The organism is Chitinimonas viridis (assembly GCF_030409555.1).
GTDB lineage: Bacteria > Pseudomonadota > Gammaproteobacteria > Burkholderiales > Chitinimonadaceae > Chitinimonas > Chitinimonas viridis.
This window is the reverse complement of the sequence record NZ_JAUFPU010000019.1, coordinates 380,198-402,940: the sequence shown is the minus strand read 5'-3', so window position 1 is coordinate 402,940 and position 22,743 is coordinate 380,198. Positions and strand designations below refer to the sequence as shown.

The 22,743-nt window shown below is 61.2% G+C and carries 17 protein-coding genes; 6 read left to right on the top strand and 11 right to left on the bottom strand.

Features of this window, described 5'->3' with window-relative positions; genetic code table 11:
* The first annotated feature begins 31 nt into the window (after nt 1-31).
* Nucleotides 32-1,441, top strand: a complete 1,410-nt coding sequence (gene dnaB, locus QWZ03_RS20350; RefSeq protein ID WP_505538580.1) for a replicative DNA helicase — start codon at nt 32-34, stop codon at nt 1,439-1,441.
* A 164-nt stretch (nt 1,442-1,605) separates the two neighbouring features.
* Nucleotides 1,606-2,343: a substrate-binding periplasmic protein gene (locus QWZ03_RS20345; protein ID WP_290334441.1), complete on the top strand. Its 738-nt coding sequence runs from the start codon at nt 1,606-1,608 to the stop codon at nt 2,341-2,343.
* Between the two features lie 168 nt (nt 2,344-2,511).
* On the opposite strand, the gene QWZ03_RS20340 is transcribed toward QWZ03_RS20345, so the two are convergent.
* The 8 genes from QWZ03_RS20340 to hrcA all read right to left on the bottom strand — a co-directional run bounded on the left by QWZ03_RS20340 (nt 2,512) and on the right by hrcA (nt 14,961).
* Entirely contained in the window at nt 2,512-3,417 is a 906-nt protein-coding gene (locus tag QWZ03_RS20340; RefSeq protein WP_290334440.1) for a tetratricopeptide repeat protein, read from the bottom strand.
* Entirely contained in the window at nt 3,414-4,184 is a 771-nt protein-coding gene (locus QWZ03_RS20335; protein WP_284196137.1) for a ParA family protein, read from the bottom strand. The genes QWZ03_RS20340 and QWZ03_RS20335 overlap by 4 nt, the downstream gene beginning before the upstream one ends.
* A gap of 151 nt (nt 4,185-4,335) precedes the next feature.
* Nucleotides 4,336-5,739, bottom strand: a complete 1,404-nt coding sequence (locus tag QWZ03_RS20330; RefSeq protein WP_308447589.1) for a PhoH family protein — start codon at nt 5,737-5,739, stop codon at nt 4,336-4,338.
* A gap of 235 nt (nt 5,740-5,974) precedes the next feature.
* Entirely contained in the window at nt 5,975-6,427 is a 453-nt protein-coding gene (locus QWZ03_RS20325; RefSeq protein WP_290334439.1) for a peroxiredoxin, read from the bottom strand.
* Between the two features lie 178 nt (nt 6,428-6,605).
* Entirely contained in the window at nt 6,606-10,040 is a 3,435-nt protein-coding gene (gene mfd, locus QWZ03_RS20320) for a transcription-repair coupling factor (RefSeq protein WP_290334438.1), read from the bottom strand.
* A gap of 117 nt (nt 10,041-10,157) precedes the next feature.
* Nucleotides 10,158-12,593 (bottom strand): bifunctional diguanylate cyclase/phosphodiesterase, encoded by a 2,436-nt coding sequence (locus QWZ03_RS20315; protein ID WP_290334437.1) that lies wholly within the window; start codon nt 12,591-12,593, stop codon nt 10,158-10,160.
* Nucleotides 12,594-12,784: 191 nt separating this feature from the next.
* Nucleotides 12,785-13,870: a lytic murein transglycosylase B gene (mltB, locus tag QWZ03_RS20310; RefSeq protein ID WP_290334436.1), complete on the bottom strand. Its 1,086-nt coding sequence runs from the start codon at nt 13,868-13,870 to the stop codon at nt 12,785-12,787.
* Between the two features lie 68 nt (nt 13,871-13,938).
* Entirely contained in the window at nt 13,939-14,961 is a 1,023-nt protein-coding gene (gene hrcA / locus QWZ03_RS20305) for a heat-inducible transcriptional repressor HrcA (RefSeq protein ID WP_290334435.1), read from the bottom strand.
* A 179-nt stretch (nt 14,962-15,140) separates the two neighbouring features.
* Between hrcA and QWZ03_RS20300 the strand changes: the two genes are divergently transcribed.
* Nucleotides 15,141-15,908: a transporter substrate-binding domain-containing protein gene (locus QWZ03_RS20300; RefSeq protein WP_290334434.1), complete on the top strand. Its 768-nt coding sequence runs from the start codon at nt 15,141-15,143 to the stop codon at nt 15,906-15,908.
* Nucleotides 15,909-16,000: 92 nt separating this feature from the next.
* Here QWZ03_RS20300 and QWZ03_RS20295 read toward each other — a convergent pair whose 3' ends face one another.
* The 3 genes from QWZ03_RS20295 to QWZ03_RS20285 form a co-directional block, all read right to left on the bottom strand.
* Complete coding sequence (locus QWZ03_RS20295; protein ID WP_290334433.1) at nt 16,001-17,392, bottom strand: HAD-IB family phosphatase; 1,392 nt, start codon at nt 17,390-17,392, stop codon at nt 16,001-16,003.
* Between the two features lie 256 nt (nt 17,393-17,648).
* Entirely contained in the window at nt 17,649-17,993 is a 345-nt protein-coding gene (locus QWZ03_RS20290; RefSeq protein ID WP_290334432.1) for a hypothetical protein, read from the bottom strand.
* Nucleotides 17,994-18,251: 258 nt separating this feature from the next.
* Complete coding sequence (locus QWZ03_RS20285) at nt 18,252-19,511, bottom strand: putative Na+/H+ antiporter (RefSeq protein ID WP_290334431.1); 1,260 nt, start codon at nt 19,509-19,511, stop codon at nt 18,252-18,254.
* A 293-nt stretch (nt 19,512-19,804) separates the two neighbouring features.
* Here QWZ03_RS20285 and QWZ03_RS20280 point away from each other — a divergent pair, with 293 nt between their 5' ends.
* The 3 genes from QWZ03_RS20280 (at nt 19,805) to QWZ03_RS20270 (ending at nt 22,643) form a co-directional block, all read left to right on the top strand.
* The gene (locus tag QWZ03_RS20280) at nt 19,805-21,031 is read left to right on the top strand and encodes an SMP-30/gluconolactonase/LRE family protein (RefSeq protein ID WP_290334430.1); all 1,227 of its coding nucleotides are present in this window, start codon (nt 19,805-19,807) and stop codon (nt 21,029-21,031) included.
* Between the two features lie 455 nt (nt 21,032-21,486).
* Nucleotides 21,487-22,383, top strand: coding sequence for a hypothetical protein (locus QWZ03_RS20275; RefSeq protein ID WP_290334429.1), 897 nt, complete (start codon nt 21,487-21,489; stop codon nt 22,381-22,383).
* The gene (locus tag QWZ03_RS20270) at nt 22,380-22,643 is read left to right on the top strand and encodes a hypothetical protein (RefSeq protein ID WP_290334428.1); all 264 of its coding nucleotides are present in this window, start codon (nt 22,380-22,382) and stop codon (nt 22,641-22,643) included. Before QWZ03_RS20275 ends, QWZ03_RS20270 begins: the two co-directional genes overlap by 4 nt.
* The last annotated feature ends 100 nt before the right edge of the window (nt 22,644-22,743 follow it).

The following is a 22,743-nucleotide window of genomic DNA, read 5'->3' as shown; positions in this document are numbered from 1 at the left end:
ACAGGGTTACATGCAATTCAATCAAGAAGACATACAGGATTTTGGCGACCATGAGTTGTCGCTGGACCCTCAGGTAGCTGCCATCCGCACACCGCCGCACTCGGTGGAGGCGGAGCAGTCGGTGTTGGGTGGCCTGCTGATCGACAATGGTTCCTGGGACCGGATTGCGGACGCCATTACCGAGCCGGACTTCTACCGTGACGACCATCGTGTGATCTTCCGCCATGTGTCGCGGTTGGTGGAAACTGGCCGCCCGGCGGATGCGGTGACGGTGGCGGAATCGCTGGATAATGCCAGCCAGCTGGCCTATGTGGGTGGTCTGAGCTATCTGGCCAGCCTGGCGCAGAACGTACCCAGCGCTGCCAACATCAAGCGCTATGCCGAGATTGTGCGTGAGCGCTCCATCATGCGGCAGTTGGCCGCCATCGGTACCGAAATTGCCGATGCCGCCTATAGCCCCCGTGGCCGCGAGGCGGCACAGCTGCTGGATGAGGCGGAAGGCAAGGTGTTTGAAATTGCCGAGCAGTCTGCCCGTGGCAAGCAGGGCTTTCTGGGCATGCCGCAGCTGCTGAAAGAGGTGGTTACGCGGATTGATGAACTCTACAGCCGCGACAACCCGGATGAGGTGACCGGGACACCTACCGGTTTCTCGGACCTGGATGGCAAGACATCGGGCTTGCAGCCCGGTGATCTGATTATCGTGGCGGGGCGGCCTTCCATGGGCAAGACGGCCTTCTCGGTCAACATCGCGGAGAATGTGGCCATCGATTCGGCCTTGCCGGTGGCGATTTTCTCGATGGAAATGGGCGGTGCGCAGCTGGCCATGCGTATGATCGGTTCGGTAGGGCGGCTGGATCAGCATAAGATCAAGACTGGCCGGCTGGAGGATGATGATTGGCAGAAGCTGACCTATGCCGCTGGCAAGCTCTCTGAGGCCAATATCTTTATCGACGAAACGCCAGGCTTGACGGCGCTGGAACTACGCGCTCGCGCCCGCCGCCTGGCGCGGCAGTTTGACGGCAAGCTGGGCTTGATCGTGATCGACTACATACAGTTGATGTCGGGTTCGGGCAAGGATCAGAACCGTGCTACCGAAGTGGGTGAAATCTCGCGTTCGCTGAAGGGCTTGGCCAAGGAGCTGCGGGTGCCGGTGATTGCCCTGTCGCAGTTGAGCCGTTCGGTGGAGCAGCGGCCCAATAAGCGTCCCATGATGTCTGACTTGCGGGAATCGGGCGCCATTGAGCAGGATGCCGACTTGATCATGTTTCTGTACCGGGACGAGTACTACAACCCGGATTCGCCCGACAAGGGCTTGGCCGAGATCATTGTCAGCAAGCATCGTAACGGCCCGACGGGTGTGGTCAAGCTGACCTTCCTGGGCCATTGGTCGCGCTTCGAGAATGCGGCGTTGCCAGGTGGCGGCTGGTCGTCTGGGGAATGATTTTTTCTTGCCGATTCCATTGGGCAGTGGTGTGCCAGGGCGCTGCTGCTAGGGCGAGCAGCCGCTGCTGGCTTGACCGTCGCGCGTTGCTGAGGCTGTACGAAGCGACCGTGGGCGGTGCGAGCCACTGGCGCGGCATGCTGGCTTTGTTGCCGTTGCTATGCATGCCAGCAAGCCAGGCTGCGCCCATCGTGCTGTATGCGGATGAGGCGTTTCCCCCTTATTCCTATGTTGAGCGGGGGCGCTTAAAGGGCATTTATGTAGACCAGGTGCGGGCCGCCGTGGCCAGGCTCAAGCGATACCAGGTGGAGCTGCGGCCCATTCCTTGGGAGCGCGGTTTGGCGGAGCTGGCGCATGGGCGGATTTTTGGCTTGTTTGCTTCCTACCGTCGGTCTGAGCGGTCCTATATCACGCATTACTCTGCCCCGCTGCAGCACGAGCATGTCGCGGTGTTCTGCAGGCAGCAGGTATTGCAACCACCCAGGCCAGACTGGCCCCGGGACTATGGCGACCTGCGCATAGGCATCAACCAGGGTTTTGCCATGAGCGATGTGTTTGTGCAGGCACGGCAGTCTGGTGCGATCAGGGTCACGCAGTTCAAAGGCAATGAGGAAAATCTGCTGGCGCTGGCGGCGGGTAGGACCCATTGCTATGTCAATGATCGGTTTTCCATCCTGTGGAACCTTAGGCGATTGCAGCGCGACCCTCGCACCAAGGCGTCGATGGCGGCGCTGGACCTGCGTGAAAGCTTGACGCTCTCCAGCGAATCGGCCCATGTGGTTTTTGGGCCAGGCGAGACCGATGCGATACAGAAGGCTTTTATTGCTGATCTGGACAGGGAGTTGGTGGAGCAGAGTCGTAGCGGAGAGGCGCAGGCGATTGTGGCGAGATATTTGAAGTAGCTACGCGCGACTAGGGCTGTTTGCGGGGGGCTGCCGAGGTTGGCGTGAACGCTGAGGGGACTGGTATTTCAATCTGCCCCATGCGGCGGGCTTCGCTTTGCTCAGGCCGCCCTACCTGCGGACGCCACCGGTATCAAGGGTGCTTGGGGCTTGCGATATGGCATGGCGCTACTGTGACAGCTGGCGCAGCCGTTGCATTCGTGCCGGTTCTGCCTTGACCAGCCATTCGTCCTTGGACAGCACGGCAAGGGCGCGGGCGAAGTAGTTGCGGGCTTCCTCGCGGCGGCCGGTCAGTAGCAGGTTCTCGCCGATTTCCTCGTAGACGTAGCCGTCTTCCTCGCCCTGGCGCTGCCAGGCCCGTTCCAGGTCTAGCAGGATGGTCAGGGCGCGTTCCACTTCGCCGCTTTCGCGCAGTACCTTGGCTACGCTCCAGCGGGCTACCAGCAGTGTTTTGCCGCTGCCGTGCGCTTCGTGCCAGGCTTGGGCCTTGCGTAGGTAGTCGAGCGCCTTGGGCAGGTCTTTCTGGTCGTGGTAGGTCCAGCCCTGGTTGTTGTAGAGCGAGCCCAGCCAGTCTTTGGCGCGCGTGTCGCTGCTCTTCTCGGCCAGCTGGATGGCTTGCTGGTTCCATTCCAGCGTGGCCTTGCCGCTATCGACGATGCCCAGCATGTGCAGGGCGTCGATGGTGTAGAAGTCGAGGTTGTGGCGCTGTGCCAGGGAGAGGGCGTTGCGGAACCACCGCCAGGCTTTTTTGGGCTCGCCGGCTGAGTTGATCAGGCGGCCGCGTTCCAGCAGGTAGCGCACGCTGACGGTGGGTGGCAACTGGCCCATGGTGGGCAGTACGCTGTCGAGCGTGAGATTACCGGCCTGGAAGTTGCCCTGCAGGCCTTGGGCACGGGCGATCTGGGTGATGAGTTCGCCTGCCGTTGCGGCGTCGCCGGCCTGCTGGGCTTGTTCCAGGGCTTTGCGGAAACGGGTTTCCGATACCGCTGGTTTGTCGTAGTCCCATAGCTTGTCCACGTCGGCCGCCAGGGCCGAGGCCATGAGACTGAGTGCGAACAGGATGCGTACTATCACAAACTCACCTTGATGAAGCCGGATTCGATCAGTTCGTCCAACAGGTAGCTGAAGTCCTCGGCACTTTCTGAATCGGGGGCGAAACTGAAGACGTCCTGATTGCTGCCTACGCCTTCGAGTATGCTTTGGCTCTCGAACACGCGGGTGCGGCAGAAGTCCTTGCCGTAGCGGCGGGTCAGTTCGTGAGAGACTTTTTCTGAGGTGGGGTGGCCGCGCTGGTAGCGGTTGATGAATACCTTGCGCGGGCGATAGAGGCCTTTGGTGGCCAGGCCTTTCAGGGTCTGGTCGAGCTGCTGGGCGCCGTTCATCGCGAGGTATTCGGCGGTGACGGGTACCAGTACGACATCTGCAGCCATCAGCGCTGAGAGCGACAGTACGCCGATCATGGGGCAGCAGTCGATCAGTACAGGTGTGTCGCTATCGGCCAGCATTTCGTCTGCCATGGCTTTCTTGAGCCGCCGCAAGTCGCGCCGGTTCTGGGTCAGCATCATGTCGACCTTGGCCAGTTCCATGTGCGAGGGAATCAGGTTGACCTGGTTGCCCAGCTCGGTCACCAGCTCCGACAGGGGCGTCTGGTTCTGGTAGAAGCTGTAGACCGTGCGGCTGGCCTTGGGGGTGAGGCCGGACATGCTGGTGAGGTGAGCCTGCGGGTCCAGGTCGATCACCAATGGTGCCAAGCCGTTGCGGGCCATGGCGGCGGCCAGGTTGGCGGTGGTGGTGGTCTTGCCTACGCCACCCTTCTGATTGAATACGGCAATGATGGTCATGCGGTTCGCCTCGTTGGTCTGCCATCATTTTAGCTGCCGTATGGCCAATGGCGATGAAAAAACGCCCGGCTTGCTGCGATGGCCGGGCGGTTTGGTGGGATGGGCCTGCCCTGGGCCAGCCTGATGGGTAGGCTGGCCAGGGCGGGGGAGGTTACAGTACTTCGGCGGCGTGGTCGGCCAGGCGCGAGCGTTCGCCCCGCTGCAGGGTGATGTGGCCGGAATGGCCCCAGCCCTTGAAGCGATCCACCACGTAGGTGAGGCCGGACGAGCCTTCGGTCAGGTAGGGGGTGTCGATCTGGGCGATATTGCCCAGGCAGACTACCTTGGTGCCGGGGCCGGCACGGGTGATCAGGGTCTTCATCTGCTTGGGGGTGAGGTTCTGCGCTTCGTCGATGATGAGGAATTTGTTGAGGAAGGTGCGGCCGCGCATGAAGTTGAGCGATTTGATCTTGATGCGTGACCGTATCAGGTCGCGGGTGGCGGCGCGGCCCCATTCGCCAGATTCGCCATCGGTCTGGTTCAGTACGTCCAGGTTGTCTTCGAGGGCGCCCATCCAGGGGGCCATCTTTTCTTCTTCGGTGCCGGGCAGGAAGCCGATATCCTCTCCTACCGGCACGGTGACGCGGGTCATGATGATCTCGGTGTAGCGTTTTTCCTCCAGCGTCATCATCAGGGCAGATGCCAGCGTCAGCAGGGTCTTGCCGGTACCGGCCTGGCCCAGCAGGGTGACGAAGTCGATATCGGGGTTCATCAGCAGGTTGATGGCGAAGTTCTGTTCGCGGTTGCGGGCGGTAATGCCCCAGATGGCGTTCTTGGGGTGGCTGTAGTCCTTGAGTGACTCCAGTACGGCGGTCTTGCCTTCGACCGACCTGACCATGGCGAGGAAGGGTTTGTCGGCTTCCTGCCAGACCATCTGGTTGAGCAGCAGGCTGGCGCAGTCGTTGCCCTTGAGCTGGTAGTAGGCGCGGCCACCTTCCTGCCAGCTTTTCATGTCTTTGCCGTTTTTCTCCCAGAAGCCTTGGTCTATCTCGCGTACGCCGGTGTACAGCAGGTCGGTGTCTTCCAGCACCTGGTCGTTGAAGTAGTCTTCTGCCGCCAGACCCAGGGCGCGGGCCTTGATGCGCATGTTGATGTCTTTGGACACCAGCACAACTTCGCGCTTTGCATGCTGCTGCGCCAGTTGCATGACGACGGTGAGTATCTGGTTGTCGGCCTTGCCGACGGGCAGGTCAGCAGGTAGTTCGATGCGGGTGGCCTGGGTCTGCAGGAACAGGCTGCCGGTGGCCATGCCCTTGGAGGGGTCTTTCAGGGAGACGCCCTGGTTGATCTCGCCTTCCTTGCCGCTGACGATGTCGTCCAGGAATCGGCTGGCCTGGCGGGCATTGCGGGCGACTTCGCTCATGCCTTTTTTGTGGCCGTCGAGTTCTTCGAGGGTGACCATGGGGAGGCAGACGTCGTGTTCCTCAAAGCGGAACAGACTGGTGGGGTCGTGCATCAGTACATTGGTATCCAGCACAAAGAGCTTGGTGGTTTTGGCTTTACGGGCAGCGGCCATATTTTCCTCGGGCTAGGTGATAGGTCGGCTTGTGGCCGACGTCGCGAGAACCGGTACCAATCGGTGCCGCTGACAAAACCCGGCTGGCCTTGCGGTGCGGACCGGCCGTGCTGCCTGGACGGTCTGCTGCGCGCGCCTGCTGCACGCTTGGCCAGCAGTGCTAGGTTGGGTTTTGTTCGCGGCGCCCATCCGGCTCCACAAAGCAAAACGCCCGTCACAGAGACGGGCGTTTCGGTCATTTCATCGTTTGCACGAAAGCTAGCACATCGCTCACATGGCCCGGCACCTTCACGCCGCGCCATTCCTTCACAATCTGTCCCTTGCCATCGACGACAAAGGTGCTGCGCTCTATGCCGCGCACCTGCTTGCCGTACATGTTCTTCATCTTCATTACGCCGAAGGCTTCGCATAGCTGCTCTTCGGGGTCGGATACCAACTCGAAGGGGAAGGCCATCTTGGCCTTGAAGTTCTCGTGCGACTTGAGGCTGTCGCGGCTGGCGCCGAACACCTGGGTGCCGGCGGCCTGGAAGGCGGCGTGGTGATCGCGGAAATCACCGCCCTCGGTGGTGCAGCCTGGGGTGTTGTCCTTGGGGTAGAAATAGAGAACGTAGGGGGTGCCGGCCAGTTGGGCCGTGTCAAACATTTGGTCGCCCGTCATGGGCAGGCTGAGGGCCGGTACTGCTGTCATTACGTCCTCCGGTTTGATTTGATTGTGGTCAAAAACATGGGGGCATACAAGCACAGGCTTGGATGGCGGATTGTTGTTTTTCCCACCCGGCGCGAAGTGCTTGTTTTGATTGAACTAGCCTCGCACGCCTGTGTTGCAGGCATGTTGTAGGGAGGGCGTCAGGGCCGGTGATTAGCTGTCAGCTGAGTTCGGCCAGCAGCTCCTTCACCCGCACGGCCCTGATGGCGGGATCGGGCAGGGCGCTTTCTACCCGCAGGCGGTCTGGACCGGCCAGCTTGTAGTTGCGCTTGGTCTGTATCAGTTTCATGACCTTCATGGGGTCCAGCGTGTTCTGGGCGGCAAACTGTACTGAGATGGCGATCTCGGAGGCATCTAGCTTGAGCACGCCCATGGGCTTGGCCACCAGGCGCAGGCGGTGGCAGTCGAGCAGGATCTTGGCTGGCGGCGGCAGCAGGCCGAAGCGGTCGATCAGTTCCTGCTGCATGTCGTCCAGCTCGTCGTTGGTTTCGCAGTTGGCCAGGCGCTTGTAGATGACCAGCCGTTCGTGCACATCGGGGCAGTAGTCATTGGGCAGCAGGGCGGGGCTGTGCAGGTTGATTTCGGTCGCGACGCCCAGCGGGGCGTTGAGATCGGGCTCCACCCCTTTCTTGAGCGCTTTGACGGCTTCGTTGAGCATGGCGGAATACAGTGAGAAGCCGATTTCCTGCACCTCGCCGGATTGGTCGTCGCCCAGCACTTCGCCTGCGCCACGGATTTCCAGGTCGTGCATGGCGAGATAGAAGCCGGAGCCCAGTTCTTCCATCTGCTGGATGGCTTCCAGGCGCTTTTGCGCGGAGGCTGTCAGGGCTTTGATGTCGGGGACCAGCAGGTAGGCGTAGGCCTGGTGATGGGAGCGGCCGACACGACCGCGCATCTGGTGCAGCTGTGCCAGGCCGAACTTGTCGGCGCGGTTCATGATGATGGTATTGGCATTGGGAATGTCGATACCAGTTTCGATGATGGTGGTGCACAGCAGCAGGTTGAAGCGCTGCTGGTTGAAGTCGCGCATCACCTGTTCCAGATCGCGTTCGCGCATCTGGCCGTGGGCGACGCCGATGCGGGCCTCGGGCAGCAGGGCGGCGAGCTTCTCGTGCATATTGATGATGGTGTCCACCTCGTTATGCAGGAAGAACACCTGGCCGCCGCGCTTGAGTTCGCGCAGGACGGCTTCGCGGATGACGCCGTCGCTCCAGTTGGCGACAAAGGTCTTGATGGCCAGCCGGCGGCTGGGGGCGGTGGCGATGACGGAGAAGTCGCGCAGACCCTCCAGTGACATGGCCAGGGTGCGCGGGATGGGGGTGGCGGTCAGCGTGAGTACATCCACTTCGCTGCGCAGCGCCTTGAGCTGCTCTTTGTGGCGGACGCCGAAGCGGTGTTCTTCGTCGATGATGACGAGGCCCAGGTTCTTGAACTTGATGCCGTCCTGCACCAGCTTGTGGGTGCCGATGACGATGTCGATGCTGCCTGATTCCATGCCGGCTACGGCGGCATCGACTTCTTTCTTGGAGCGGAAGCGGCTGAGTTCGGCCACCCGTACTGGCAGGTCGGCAAAGCGGTCGGAGAAGTTCTGGAAGTGCTGCTCGGCCAGCAAGGTGGTGGGGACCAGCACGGCGACCTGCTTGCCGTCTGCCACGGCCACGTAGGCGGCCCGCAGGGCGACTTCGGTCTTGCCGAAGCCCACGTCGCCACAGATGAGCCTGTCCATGGGCTTGCCGCTGGTCATGTCGGCGATCACGGCTTCGATGGCGCCGGCCTGGTCGGCGGTTTCCTCGAAGCCGAAGCCGTCGGCAAAGGCTTCGTAATCGTGCGGCTTGAAGCCAAAGGCGTAACCTTCGCGGGCGGCTCGGCGGGCGTAGAGGTTGAGCAGTTCGGCGGCGGTATCGCGTACCTGTTCGGCTGCCTTCCGCTTGGCTTTCTCCCATTGACCTGAACCCAGCTTGTGCAGCGGTGCGCTGTCTTCGGCACCGCCGGCATAGCGGCTGATCAGGTGCAACTGGGCGACGGGGACATAGAGCTTGTCGCTGCCGGCGTATTCCAGCAGCAGCATCTCGGTGACGCCCTCGCCAAGATCCATGCTGACCAGGCCCATGTAGCGGCCTATGCCGTGTTGTTCGTGCACGACCGGGTCGCCGACCTTGAGTTCGGACAGATCGCGCAGCATGCCTTCGGCGTTGCTGCGCTTTTGCGCCTTGCGGCGGCTGAGGGTGCTGCTGTGGCCGTACAGGTCGGCCTCGGTTATCACGGCCATGCCGCTGACGATAAAGCCTGCCGCCAGGGGCGAGACGCCCAGCAGTACTCGTTCAGTGCTGGCGAGGCAGTCCTGCCAGGTTTCGGCTACGGCGACGCTGAGGCCGTATTCGGCAAAGTATTGGTGCAGGGTCTCGCGGCGGCCCAGGGATTCGGCCAGCAGGACGACGCGGCCATCGAAGCCATCGACAAAGTCGGCCAGTTTCTGGATGGGGTTGTCGGCCCGGCGGTCTACCCGCAGATCGGGCAGGCCTCGGCTGGCTTCGCGCCAGGCGGTTTCGCGCGCGTCCTCTACCGCTGGGGCTTCGGCGGTGAGCTCCAGCCGGCGGTAGGGCTTCATCAGGGCGAAGAAGCGGTCGGTGCCGATGAACAATTCATTGGGCGGCAGCAGGGGGCGGTCACGGTCGCCGGCCAACATCTTGTAGCGGCTCTGGGTATCGGCCCAGAAGCGGTCGCAGGCTTGCATCAGGTCGCCATGCTGTGCCAGCAGGGCGTCTGCGGACAGGTAGTCGAACAGCGTGGCGGTCTGGTCGAAGAACAGCGGCAGGTAGTACTCGACGCCGGGGGGAATCAGGCCGCTGGAGATATCCTTGTAGACGCGCGATTTGCTGGGGTCGCCTTCAAATACCTCGCGAAAACGCGAGCGGAACTTGGCGCGGCCGTTGTCGTCGAGCGGGAATTCACGCGCTGGCAGCAGGCGTATCTCGGGCACCGGATAGATGCTGCGTTGGGTATCAACATCAAAGGTACGGATGGTTTCGATGTCGGAATCGAACAGGTCCAGCCGGTAGGGCAGGGTGGAGCCCATGGGGAAGAGGTCGATCAAGCCGCCACGGATGGAGAATTCACCGGGGCCATATACCTGGGTGACATGGCTGTAGCCGGCGAAGGCCAAGTCGCTGCGGAGTTTCTCAACATCCAGCCGGGTCTTGGCTTTGAGGAAGAAGCTGTAGGCGGTGAGGTATTCGACCGGTGGCAGTGGCATCAGCGCGGTCTGTACCGGGACGATGATGACGTCGGCCTGTTGCTGGCGTATCTGCCACAGCGTGGCCAGCCGTTCGGAGATCAGATCGTGGTGCGGCGAGAAGCTGTCGTAGGGCAGGGTTTCCCAGTCGGGCAGGAGGACGACGGTCTTGCCGGGGGCAAACCAGGCAATCTCGTCCTTTAGCCGTGCTGCCGTCTGGGCATCGGCTGCCAGTATGGCCAGGGGTTTGACCTGGTCTGCCATCGCGGCGAGCAAGCTGGCATCGCTGGAGCCGGCAGGCAATACGAGTCGGGTGCGTTGGCCGGCGGGTGGCAGCGGCGGTATGGGCAGCAAGTGCGGCATGGCGAGCGGCGGATGGGGTGGGTTCGGCGAAGCGGATGATTATACGCCGACGCCATGCCGGCCGTTGCGTGTGCTGATGGAAACCGTAGGGGGAGACAGGAGGACTAGGCGCGGGGGCTAATTGCTGGTGGCGATGCGCTGGTCCTGTTTTTCCAGCCAGGCACTGAAGTCTTTGGCGGGCATGGCTTTGGCGTAGTGCCAGCCTTGTGCTTCGGGGCAGCCCATGCGGCTCAATACGGTTGCCTGCTCCAGGGTTTCCACCCCTTCGGCAATGGTCTGGAAACCCAGGCTGGCAGCCAGGCCGACGATGGCGCGGGTGATGGCGGTGTCGCCTGCGTCGCCGGGCAGGCCCCGCACAAAGCTTTGGTCTATCTTGAGCCGGTCTATGGGCAGGCGCTTGAGGTAGGCCAGAGAGGAGTAGCCTGTTCCGAAGTCGTCGATGGCAAGTTGTACGCCCAGGGCCTTGAGGGCGCGGAGTCGCATGGCGACGGCGTCGATATGCTGCATCACCACGCTTTCGGTGACCTCCAGTTCCAGGCAGGCGGGATCCAGGCCGCTGGCTACAAGGGCTTTCTCGACCAGCCTGGGCCAGTTCTGGCGCTGGAACTGTACGGCCGAGACGTTCACGGCGACCCGCAGCGGCTGGGCCCGGCCTTGGTTCCAGAGTGCGGCCTGACGGCAGGCCTCAAACAATATCCATTCGCCTATGGGCAGGATGAGGCCGGATTCTTCGGCGACCGGGATGAACTTGGCAGGGGAAATCGGCCCCAGGCTGGGGTGGTTCCAGCGCAGCAGGGTCTCCATGCCTATGGGCCTGCCGTCGCGGATATCGACCTGGGGCTGGAAGGACAGCCAGAGTTCGCCGTTGTCGATGGCGCGGCGCAGGTCCTGTTCGAGTTCGAACGGGGCGTTGACCTCGTGGGAGAGGTCGGGCGTATAGAGTCGTACGGTGTCGAGTGCCTCGCGCTTGCAGCGCTGCATGGCGGCGGTGGCGTGGGCCAGGATATTGACAGTGTCTTCGCCATGCTCGGGGAAGCAGGCGGCGCCGATGCTGGGCCGTATCAGCAGGGTGTCGGCATCCAGCACGAAGAGGGCGTTGAAGCAGCCGCCTATCCGCCTTGCGATGCGCATCACATCTTCCAGTGTGTGCAAACCGCCCACGGCGATGCCGAATTCGTCGCCGCCCAGCCGGCCCATCAGGGAATTGCTCAGTTGCAGGGCGCGCAGGCGTTCGCCTATCTCGCTGAGTATGCGGTCGCCTTTTTCGCGGCCATACACCTGATTGATGACCCGCAGGCGATTGAGGTTGAGCACGGCCACCAGGGCACGCTGCTTTTGTTGCCGGGTATCCCGCAGGAATTCTGCCAGGCGGGCGCGGAAGACCTCGGCGTTGAGTACGCCGGTGAGGGTGTCGACTGCGGTGAGTTCGCGTATCCGTTGCTCGGCCTCGATGCGCTCACTGAGGTCGCTGAATACGGCAAGGTAGTTTTCAGTCTCGCCATGTTCGTTCTTGACCGACGAAATGGTCAGCCATTCGGGGTAGATCTCGCCGTTACGGCGGCGGTTCCATATCTCGCCACGCCAATGGCCGTGCTGGGTGAGCCTTTGCCACATGTCGCGGTAGAACTGCGCGCTCTGGCGGCCTGACTGCAGCACACGGGGGGTCTGCCCCAGTATTTCGTCCACCGTGTAGCCGGTGATCTCGCAAAAGCGGGGGTTGACGGCGCGTATGACGCCGGTGGGGTCGGTGACGATGACGCCGTCGTTGGCGCGTTCTATCAGCCTGTCCATCAGCCTGAGCCGGCGGAGGCGGCGCAGGTGGCCCAGGCCGAAGGAGACGGCGTCGGCCAGGCGGGTGATGACCTCGACCAGCTCGGCATCAAAATAGCCCACATGCTGGCTGGCGACGGTAAGGGTGCCGACTATGCGTCCTTCCTCAAACAGGGGAAAGGCCGCAAATGCGTTGAGTTGATGGTCCCGGTACAGCTCCCGCTGCAGGGCAAACGCGTAGTCTTTGTCGATGTCGTTGCAGATGAAGGGCTTGCCGGACTGGATGGCACGCAGTGAGACCGGCGCGGCGCGGGAGCTGGCTGGGTCCAGCGACAGCGGTTCTGCGTAGATGGCGGTGGCCTCGCCCAGGCTGTAGCAGCTTTGGAGGAGTTTTTTATCGGGATCGATACGGGTGACGGCGGTGACGCGTATCCCTGGATTGCTGACGACGGCCTCGCAGACGGCCTGGTAAAGCGGCTCGCTATGCTCTGCCCGCATGGCGGCATCGCCGACCTTGGAGACCGCTTGATAGAAGCCGGCCAGTGCTTGTATGCGGTGGTGGGCCAGGCGGTTGCTGGCTCGGCTGCGTTGTATCAGCCAGTGCAGAGCGGCGCCGGTGAGCAGAACGAAGAACCAGCCCTTGAAGGTCTGCAGTGTGGCGATCAGGGTGGGCGAACTGACCAGAGCATGGAGCAGGCGATCGGAAAAGGCGATCCATGCCGCTGCGATCAGGACGTAGTAGAGACTAGGCGGTATGCGCTGCAACAACGTACGTAAGGACATTGGAGCCGTTTATTGTTGACCGGTGTATGGGCGCTGCTTTCCTCCTGCCCGGCGCCTTGTCTATCAGCATAGACCCTGGGCGGTGCAGATATCATTTTCCTGATGGGTGCATGAGCGGGTCAGGTGCCCTGTCGGCTATCTGACCCGGATGCGGTTTGGCAATCGGTTTGCCGTAAGAGCCTGTGGCCGTGCTATTTACGTCGCTTGCCGGATTTCTTTTTGGGCTTGGCTGGCTTGCGCTTGGGCGCTTCGACCTTGGGCAGCAGACTGGGGTCGTGATAGGCAGCCTTGATGCGCTGGGCCAGCTCGTGCACCGCCATCGCGTAATGGGTGCTGCGGTTGTAGCGGGTGATGGCATAGAAGTTGGCGAGGCCGAGCCAGTAGCGGGTCACGCCGGGCTCGTGCTCAAGTGGTGCCAGCACGGCCAGGGGGTCGCCATTGAGCGGTTCGGAGGGGCGTACGCCAAAGGCCGCCAGTTCGCTGACCTTGTAATGCAGGTTGAACTTGTCTGCGACCAGCGGGGCGTAGCCCTCGCCCTCCACCGTAGCAGGCACCAGCAGTGGCTCGCCGCGTTGCCAGCCATGCTGGACGAAGTAATTGGCCACGCTGGCCAGGATATCGCCCTGGTTGTTCCAGATATCGTGGCGTCCGTCTTTGTCCCAGTCTGCAGCATAGGCGTGGAAGCTGGACGGCATGAACTGGGGAGCACCCATGGCGCCAGCGTAGCTGCCCTTGAATTCAAAGGGGTCGGCCTGCTCATCGCGCGCCAGCAGCAGGAACTCGCGTAGTTCCTTGCGGAAAAAATCGGCACGCCGGGGGTAGTCGAAGGCGATGGTACCAAGCGCATCCATGACGCGGAAGCTGCCGGTATTGCGGCCCCAGAGGGTTTCTACGCCGAGTATGGCGACCAGGTATTCGGGCTCTACGCCGTATTGATCGGACACCGCTTGCAGCAGCGGGGCATTGGCCTGCCAATAGGCTACGCCCAGGCGCAGGCGGGTATCGTTGACGAAGTCGGGGCGAAAGGCGTGGTAAGGGCGGCTGGTGGAAGGCTTATCCAGCACGGCCAGGATGTTGGGCTTGAGTGTGACCTGGGCGAACTGTTGGACCAGCGCGGCGCGGTCGAAGCCGTGCTGGGTGGCCATTTCGTCGATGAAGGCCTGCACATCGGGCCGTTCCCAATAGGCGGGCGTGGCCTCGGGGGCGGATGGGGGCGGCGCATCGTCGGCGAGGCAGGTGATGGCGGCGAGGGTGAGCAGCAGCGAACGTAGGATCAAAACAGGATATCCGGTGGGTGTGGGCACGGCATGCCAGCCTATCGCGGTAGCGCGACGGGCTGACAGGCTCAGTGGTGGTGCGAGAGCGCGGATGACAGCAGCCGCGCTGTGATATCAACTATGGGTATCACCCGCTCATAGGCCATGCGGGTAGGGCCGATGACGCCCAGTGTGCCGACGATCTGGCCGTTGACCTTGTAGGGGGCGGTGACGACCGAGCATTCGTCCAGCGAGGAAATGCCGGCTTCCTGGCCGATGAATATCTGTACGCCGGCAGCATGCTGGCCGTGATCCAGCAATTGCAGCAGGGCGGTTTTCTCTTCGAACACGCGGAACAACTGGCGCAGGCGCTCGACATTGCCTGACAGCTCGTCTACCCGCAGCAGATTGCTTTCACCTGTGATCACCATGGGCGTGGCTTCCTCCGCCATGGCCTGGCTGCCGGCCTCGACTGCCGCATTCATCAGTGCGGAGATATTGCCCTGCAGATTGCGGAGATCCTGATAGACGGCGTCGCGTACTTCTTCCAGCGTCTTGCCCACGCAATGCTGGTTGAGGAAGTTGGTGGCTTCGATCAGCTCGCTGGCGGAATGGTCGCGCTCGGTCAGCAGAATGCGGTTCTGCACATCGCCATCGGCGGTGACCAGGATCAGCAGGATGCGTTTTTCGGCCAGGCGGACGAATTCCACCTGTGCCAATGGGATGCCTCGCCGCTTGGGCGACATGACTACACCGGCGAACTCGGTCAACTGCGACAGCAAGGTGGACGCGGCTGCCACGGCACGGGTAGGGTTGTCGGGCTGTAGCTGTCCTTGCAACTCCCGTATCTGAAGTTGCTCCAATGGTTGGATGGTGAGCAGGGTATCGACGAACAGGCGATAGCCCAGCGGTGTCGGGATGCGTCCCGCTGAGGTATGCGGGCTGATGATCAGCCCCAGTTCTTCCAGGTCGGACATCACATTGCGTATGGATGCCGGTGACAGTTCCAGACCCGAGTACTTGGATAGGGTGCGGGAACCAACCGGCTGGCCTTCGGCGATATAGCGCTCGACCAGGGTCTTTAGCAGTATTTGGGCGCGTTCGCTGAGCATATCGGCGATTGTAGCGCGTCGCGGTGCTGCGGCAAGCGGCCATGTTCGCGTTCTACAACATCGCTATTGCTGCATTGCGACAAATGCAGGGGGAAGGTTGTTCGTATTGTGAGCTAGGCGTAGGCTTCGGCCCTTGCGCCCACACTCGGATGGTGCATTGCATAAGGGGTATCGAAATCATGAAAAGCTTACGTTTGCTCTTGCCGGTTTTGCTGCTGGCGATTTTTTCTACCGCACAGGCCGAAGAAGTGCGCATTGCCATCGAAGGCAAATATCCGCCTTTTTCTGACGTAGACGCCAAGGGCAATCTCAAGGGTTTTGACATCGATATCTCCCTGGCGCTGTGCAAGGAGATGAAGGTGGAGTGCAAGCTGGTCAAGGTGGACTGGGATGACTTGATCCCGGCCCTGCAGGAGAAGAAGGTGGACGCGGCGGTGGCCATGATGTCCATCACGGAAGAGCGCAAGAAGCAGGTTGATTTTACCGACCGCTACGCCAATACGCCGGCTTTCTTCTTTGCCAAGAATAAACGCGTGCCCTATGTGTTCATCACGCCCAAGCGTATCGCCAAGATGAAGATAGGCGTGCAGGCCGATACCACCTATGACCGTTACCTGACGGCCAAGTATTCGGCCACCTCGCCCATTACCCGCTACAAGAACGCGGACGAAATGTACGAGGGCCTGAGCCGTAACGAGGTCGATATGGTGATGGACGACGTGGTGGCCGGCTACTATGGCTTCCTGCAGACACCCAAGGGCCAGGGTTTTGAGCTGGTGGGCTCGTCGGTGGTTGACCCCAAGTTCTTTGGCGAGGGCCAGGGCATTGCGCTGCGCAAGGGCAATACCGCGCTGAAGTCACGCTTGAATACAGCGCTGGCTGCCATTCTGGAGAACGGTGTTTACCAGGAAATCCAGCGTAAGTACTTCATCTTCAATATCTACTGATCAGGTAATACTTGGCAATACAAACGGGCCGCATAGCGGCCTGTTTGCATTGGGTGCGAGCTACATTGAAAGTCCGGTTTCTGCCAGACCACTCAGTGGAGCAATGCGGGTTCACGGCTGATGAGCGCGCTGATTTCCCTCAGATCGGTTAGCGGCGTGGCGCTGGCGCTGAGCCGTGGTGAGCGGGTACGGTAGGCGAAGCCGGCATCGGCAGCCTTGATCAGGCACAGGTCGTTGTCGCCGTCGCCCACCATCAGGGTGTGGCCAAAAGGTTGATCGGCGAAATCCTCCAGATGCTGCAAGACATTGCGCTTGCAAATCACGTGGCTGGCGCAGCCGGATGAGTGTGCGAACAGTTCGTTGACTCTCAGCTCGCCAGTGGCTTCGCCCTGGGCAAAGTTCAGTATATGGGCGACGGCAAAATCGGCAAAGACACGCTTGCGGATGATTTCTGCGGCGATGTAGTAGCTGTCTGAGACGATGCCGACGCGATAACCCATCTTGCGCAGCTGTATCACGGCCTCTACCGCGCCTTCCTGCAAGGGAATGGATTTTGCCACGTCGATGAATGTCTGCTGGGGCAGGCCCTTGAGCAAGGCTGCGATGGCCTGGGAGCGGGTAGCGGCATCCAGAATGCCATTGTCCAGCAGGGGGTGCAGCGCCTGCTCAAAGCCGGCACGCTGCGCCAGGGCCTGGATGAAGCGCCCCTGCAGCAAGGTGCCATCCATATCAAACAGGGCCAGCTTACCGCCAGCGTCGATACTGGATGCGATGCCGTCCAATTCTGCACCGAGCTGGCGCTCGTGCTCCATGGTCTCGGCCAGTTTGTCGGCTTGCAGCCTGCCTACCAGTTCGGCCCGGCGCAGGATGGCGCGGCTGACCTGCATGGCCATATTGCCCAGGCTGGCCAGTGGCTTGCTGTCGTGCTCTACCGTGCCGACATCGACCTCTACCACCAGCGCGCCCAGGAAATGGGCGTCGATAAGCAGGCCGATGTCCACGCCGAAGTCGTCTTCGAACCTGAGTCGCTGCAATAGCTCGGTGCGGGCCGCGATGATCCCGCCCAATGGCTGGCTGAACTGGCTGAGTTCCGGAAAGAAGGTACGCAGCAGGGGGCGGGCGGTGAGTTCGGTGACCCGGCCTGCGGATCGGGCGAAGCTGGCTTTGACGAAGTCTGCCCCTCGCTCAAGCGGAGACAGCATGCGGTCGATCAGCGAGGCGTCCAGCCTGCGCATGTCGCCATCCAGATAGAGGATGAAGTCTGTCTGGGCGACTGATAGCGCATCACGCATGGATGGGCCTTTCCCCAGCAAGGTGCTGGTGATGACGTTTGCCCCCGCTTCTGTGGCCAGGCGCACCGTGTCATCAATCGAGCCATCATCCACTACGATGACCTCTCGGACAGATGGGTGGGCTTTGGCGAATCTGACAACCGACCCGATGTTGGCGGCCTCGTTCAAGGCTGGAATGGCGATGGTCAACATGCTGTATCTCCCTTGGGTGTCGTGCTATCTGCTGCTGCTCAGATGCGCTTGTGGGCACGGGAATGGCTTGGAACGATGCCGGTCCATGCATCAAAGTCTATTTGCATTTGTGGAAATGTAATTTTACACCAGCCGGGCGGTACTGCCGACTATTCTGGTGGCTAGTAGCCGGGAGGGAGAATCTGGGAGCGCGTAGCGTGATGTGGTTTACGCTGGAAGGATGAAACCCTGGCGAGCCAGGGTTTCGCGGGGGGACTCAATCGTCGAACTCAATGGGGTCGTCCAGGTTCTTGCAGAAGTTGAACTTGCTAGGTTCGCTATAGCTGCCATCAGCAAACTTGGCCCGTATCCACTGATCGCAACCTTCGGTATCGGTGCTCTCGTCCCATTCCATGCGCTCCTTCTTGCCGGGGCCGATACCGCTGCCTATGTCAAAGTCGCCCCAATCCTTCTTGGTCTCGGATACCTGCAGCTTCACTATCTTGGTCTTGGTGTTGTTCTGGACGTAGAAATACCACTCGCTTGCAGCTTGTGCCGTGATGGCGGCAAGGGTTATTGCGGCCACAGCTATGGCGGTACGCGGCAGCGTTATCTTCAGCATGGCAATACTCCTGAATTGGAAAAAGCAATGCCGGGCAGTGTTGCCGTGCCCGGCATTGCAATATAGGCCATGCTTGATACCGCGCCAGCCGGTGAAGGGAGTGCCCCGGGGTGATGATCAACACGGTGCCACTCCTGCCGAGGGCGCTCAGCAACCCCACTTTCGTAGCAACCCCACTTTCGTAGCAACCCCACTTTCGTAGCAACCGCAATTCGCTGCGATACGGCATGCTTGGAAACTGAGGTTGCGGGAAGCCCGCTACAGCAGCTTGAAGGCCAGCATGGCCACCAGGGTGGGCGGGAGTGCGGCGGCCAGCAGCCCCAATGGGTGCACGGCGCCGTCATCGAACTTGTCGCGCAGGATGGCGATACCCGCCGGGTTGGGCGCGTTGGCGATGATGGTCAGGCCGCCACCGGTGACGGCACCGGCTACCAGGGCGTATTTGAACTCGTCGGACAGCCCTTCTACCAGCGAACCCAGATAGGTCAGGGCGGCATTGTCGGTCACGGCGGTCAGTGCGGTGGCGCCGAAGTAGACCGCATCGGCATTCATGCTCAGGAGTACGGGCTGCAGCCACCACTGCTGCTGGCCACCCAATACCACCAGGCCAGCCAGGAAGAAGGCCACCAGCAAGCCTTCGCGCAGGATCAGCTTGTCCTGATGGCGTTCGTAAGCGTGGGCCACCCCAAGGAAGAACAGGAACAGCCCCATGAAGACGGCAGGGTGATGGGCGAATACTACGACCCCGACCATGAACAGCAGATGCACGGCGATCAACGCAAGGGGGACAGGGTGTGTCGTAGCACCTGTGCTGTTTGGCTGGAGCCCCAGCAACTCCTTGCGCAGCAGGGTAGTCACCGCAACGGCGTTGAACACGACGGCGACAGCGGCTTTCCAGCCAAAGGTCGTGATCATGAAGGCGATATCCCAGTTCCAGGTGGCCGCAACCATCAGGACAGGCGGTGCTGCAAAGGGTGTCAGGGTGCCGCCTATGGAGATGTTGACGAACAGTACCCCCAGGGTGGCGTACTTGAAGCGGTTGCTGACACCGGCACCCAGATAGCGATCACGCAGCACCAGCGCAGCCAGTGTCATGGCGGCAGGTTCGGTGATGAAGGAGCCCAGCAAGGGAACTAGTGCGAGTACCAGAAAGTAATGCGCCAGTTTCGTCTGCAGCGGGATCAGCCTGGCCAGGGCTTCGACCAGCCAATTGGCCAACTGCAATATGGGGCGAGTACCGGCGATGACCATGATGGCGAAAACGAACAAGGGCTCGGTGAAATTGCGCGAGTCGATATAGGCTGTTGCGACATCCTTGCCCTGCAGGAAGAACATCGCCAGCATCAGCACCATGGCCCAGAACCCGAAAACCACCTCCACCTCGCCCAGCAGATGCCAGATGCCAGCATGCTGCGGCCGGCTACGGGCCAGGCGCTCGAAGAACTTAGTGGAGAAGGTATGTATTAGGGCGATGGCAAACAGCGCTGCGCCTATGATCTGTATCGTGGTTGGGTTCATGTGTATGTTTGTACCGTTGATGGCGCGTTTTAAGGCTCAGTGGCGGGTGTAATGGGGTGCATGATGCTGCGCGCCGTGGCTTACAGCAAGGCTTGGCGGTGGCATAAGGCATGCCTAGTTATATTCCCACAAATATAAGTGCAGGTGGATTAACGTGCTTTAACGCTATGTAAGGTAGCGAGAAGCCTGCCTGGCTTTGCTGCCTGTTGCTTATTGGCACCTTGCTGCTGCCCAGCATCGACGAAGCTGGCGTGGCACTACTATAGTGGCCGACTACTTTTCAGGAGCCCGCCATGCCCGCTTCACGCCTTTGGATTTGCAGCTTGCTATGCCTTGCCCTTGGGGCGCCCGCCCAGGCAGAAGATGACCCGCAGGCGGCTCTGAAGGCACGCTTGGCCCGTGTGCAGGCACTGCGGGCAGAGCGGCCCGGTGATGGCTTGCTGGCGTATTACCAAGCCATGACGCTTGCCAGCCTGGGCGACAAGGCTGCGGCGCTGGCGGAGCTACGGGCGCTGAAGGGCCGTAAGCTGGGTTTGGTGCCCTCGCCCGGCCTGGGGTTTGATGCGCTATGGGCGGATGCCGATTTCCAGGCTGTGCGGCAGGAGCTGGCAGCGGATGAGCCGCGCACGCCAGATGCGCCAGTCGGCTTGAGCCTGCCAGACCCCAAACTGATACCCGAGGGTATTGCTTATGATGCACGCGGCAAGCGCTTCTTTCTGGGGAGTGTGGCCCAGCACAAGATCGTGGTGGTGGACGCCAAGGGGCGAACCAAGGATTTCTCGCGCAAGACCGATAAGCTGGATGCCGTGCTGGGCTTGGCGGTGGATGCCGCACGTGGCGTGCTCTATGCCGTGAGTACCAATGGCTTTGAGGACAGCAGCAAGTTGGCGCGCCGCAATGCGGTGCTGCGCTACGATCTGCGCACTGGCAAATTGCAGGGTAGGCTGGAGGGGGAGGATGCACTGCAGTTCAACGATGTTGCGGTTGCCGATGACGGTAGCGTGTATGTCAGCGATTCGGCCGAAGGGTCGCTCTGGCGACTGAAACCGGGCGAAGCCGTGCTGGCACGTTTTGGCGAGAAGGGGAGCTTGCGTGGCGCCAATGGGTTGGCGGTAGGCCAGGGGAATGCCTTGTATGTGACCCTCTCCACCGGTATTGCCCGGGTGGATGCGACGACAGGCGAAGCGATGCGTATGCCGCAGCCCGATACGGTCATGACTGGCGGGATAGACGGGCTTTACTGGCGTGACCAGGCGCTGTTTGGGGTGCAGAACAGCACCAACCCAGGGCGGGTGATACGCGTGGCGCTTGCCGCCGATGGCCGCAGCATCACCGGTATGACGGTACTACAGTCGCATCACCACCCTGCGCTGGATGAGCCGACCACGGGCACCTTGGTGGGGGATAAGCTGTATGTGATTGCCAATTCCTTTGTCGGGCGGTACCAAGCCGATGGCAGCCTGAAGGATGCAGCCAGCCTCAAGCCCACCCAGGTATTGGCAGTGCCGCTGCAGCGTTAAGGACAGGCTGATTGATTCCGCGGCTCCGGGGAATCAATCAGCGTGTCCCTGGCCTGTCAGCCTGCACTTGACCTCGCAGGCCCGCCTGGTTTAAAAAGGCAGGACTTGTTCAACCCACTCTCAGTCAGGAAAGGAGAAACACCGATGTCTGTTGCCATGTATCTCCGCTTAATCCGCTGACCCATACCGCCATTGGCGTGAAGGGTACAGCCTTCACGCCGGTCGCCCGCAAAGCCCCGGCCATGTCCGGGGTTTTTTCATGCGCCTATTGCGTGCTGCTGCACTTGCCAGATGCCATCGCTGTTGCGATCGGCTGGCTGTGCTCGGCCTTTGTGCGCCATCCCCCACAAGATTTCCGCTAGACCAGGAGTACGCCATGCAAGTGACAGCCCAACCCCAACACGCACATCCATACAAGATTGCGCCGCCAGAAAGGCGGCAGAGGGAAGCTGTCTATGAACAGACAATATGCCGAGGAGATCATCGGCTGCCTGCCTGAGGGCAGGACGATTTTCAATTATTACCCAGACCGTTATGCCTGGCTGTTGCTCAAACACTTAGTCGGCTCAGGAGTAAGCATTGCGGCGATCAAGCGGAGTGCCTACGCGGGCCTTTTGCAGAAGCCCAGGATCAGGCAGTGGCTGGCGCAGGCTGGTAGCAAGCGGCTATGTGCAGCAGATGTATTGGCTGCGGACGGCGACCCGGCAGCATTGGCCTTTACCCTGAGCCTGGGGCTATGGGATGGCGCACAGACCACCCGTGGCGGCGCGAATCTGGTTTTGCAGCTCAATTTTGACCGTGGCCACGATGCAATCTACCAGCGCCTGGTTAGGCCCAAGGAGCACTGCCTGCCATTTGGCACCCGCTGCCATCCCATCAACAGGGTGGGCCGCAATACACTGGCGTGGTCCCGCCTGGACGTGGATATGACATCTGGAGAGGTACTGATAGAAGAGGTTCAGACCGATTGGCTGCGCAATGTCGCTGCTGCGGCATTGAACCCCAGGCTGGTGTGGGGTGCGGACGCAAGTGAAGAAAACATACGTGCCTACGCCGAGTTTGCGCTTGGACGTTATCGCAAGCTGTGGGCAGAGGCCATGCTGGCGGCAACCATCTGGTTTGTACGGGAGGAGTTGGGGCTGCGACGCATGTTCTATCACAGCCCGGCATCGTGCCTGTCGTTGAAGGGCATAGTCCTGCGTCAGCCCCCACGCTCGATCTACACCGACCTGCCCAGGCAGTTCTGTTTTGCGGCAGGGAGCGAGGTGCCGCGTTTTTTAAGCAAGAAGCAGGCGCAGCGGGCCTGTGATGCAAGGTTGTATCAATTGAATCTGGAGACGATGACAGCATGAAGATCAAACTGAAAGTACCCAAGCCCCGTAACCCCATTGCGCTGGCCGCCAGCCAGCGCGGTGGCGGGGGTGTGCATGACAAGGCCGAGAAGACCCGGCGCCGAGATAGCCGCCAGGCATTGCGGCAAGCGCTCAAGCAGGGGCGGGACGATGTCCCGCCTTTTTTTACCTTTGATGTAACTGGCAGCGTTTCTGTCATCAAAGACGGCCAGCTTCCCCCGTTTAGAGGATGCCAATCCCGCGTGAGAAGGCTATGGTGAAGTGTTGCCTGCTAAAAGTGTGCCATCTTCTGCAGCATCGCGCCCTGCGCCCAAGCCCCGTTGGTTACCTATACGACTGGCTTCTTGCAGTAGGAAATCA

Excerpts from the sequence above, each read along its gene's own strand:
- QWZ03_RS20345 (WP_290334441.1), top strand. The coding sequence starts at position 1,606 with ATGCCAGCAAGCCAGGCTGCGCCCATCGTGCTGTATGCGGATGAGGCG.
- QWZ03_RS20335 (WP_284196137.1), bottom strand. The coding sequence starts at position 4,184 with ATGACCATCATTGCCGTATTCAATCAGAAGGGTGGCGTAGGCAAGACC.
- QWZ03_RS20330 (WP_308447589.1), bottom strand. The coding sequence starts at position 5,739 with ATGGCCGCTGCCCGTAAAGCCAAAACCACCAAGCTCTTTGTGCTGGAT.
- QWZ03_RS20325 (WP_290334439.1), bottom strand. The coding sequence starts at position 6,427 with ATGACAGCAGTACCGGCCCTCAGCCTGCCCATGACGGGCGACCAAATG.
- mfd (WP_290334438.1), bottom strand. The coding sequence starts at position 10,040 with ATGCCGCACTTGCTGCCCATACCGCCGCTGCCACCCGCCGGCCAACGC.
- QWZ03_RS20315 (WP_290334437.1), bottom strand. The coding sequence starts at position 12,593 with ATGTCCTTACGTACGTTGTTGCAGCGCATACCGCCTAGTCTCTACTAC.
- hrcA (WP_290334435.1), bottom strand. The coding sequence starts at position 14,961 with ATGCTCAGCGAACGCGCCCAAATACTGCTAAAGACCCTGGTCGAGCGC.
- QWZ03_RS20300 (WP_290334434.1), top strand. The coding sequence starts at position 15,141 with ATGAAAAGCTTACGTTTGCTCTTGCCGGTTTTGCTGCTGGCGATTTTT.
- QWZ03_RS20295 (WP_290334433.1), bottom strand. The coding sequence starts at position 17,392 with ATGTTGACCATCGCCATTCCAGCCTTGAACGAGGCCGCCAACATCGGG.
- QWZ03_RS20290 (WP_290334432.1), bottom strand. The coding sequence starts at position 17,993 with ATGCTGAAGATAACGCTGCCGCGTACCGCCATAGCTGTGGCCGCAATA.
- QWZ03_RS20285 (WP_290334431.1), bottom strand. The coding sequence starts at position 19,511 with ATGAACCCAACCACGATACAGATCATAGGCGCAGCGCTGTTTGCCATC.
- QWZ03_RS20280 (WP_290334430.1), top strand. The coding sequence starts at position 19,805 with ATGCCCGCTTCACGCCTTTGGATTTGCAGCTTGCTATGCCTTGCCCTT.
- QWZ03_RS20275 (WP_290334429.1), top strand. The coding sequence starts at position 21,487 with ATGAACAGACAATATGCCGAGGAGATCATCGGCTGCCTGCCTGAGGGC.
- QWZ03_RS20270 (WP_290334428.1), top strand. The coding sequence starts at position 22,380 with ATGAAGATCAAACTGAAAGTACCCAAGCCCCGTAACCCCATTGCGCTG.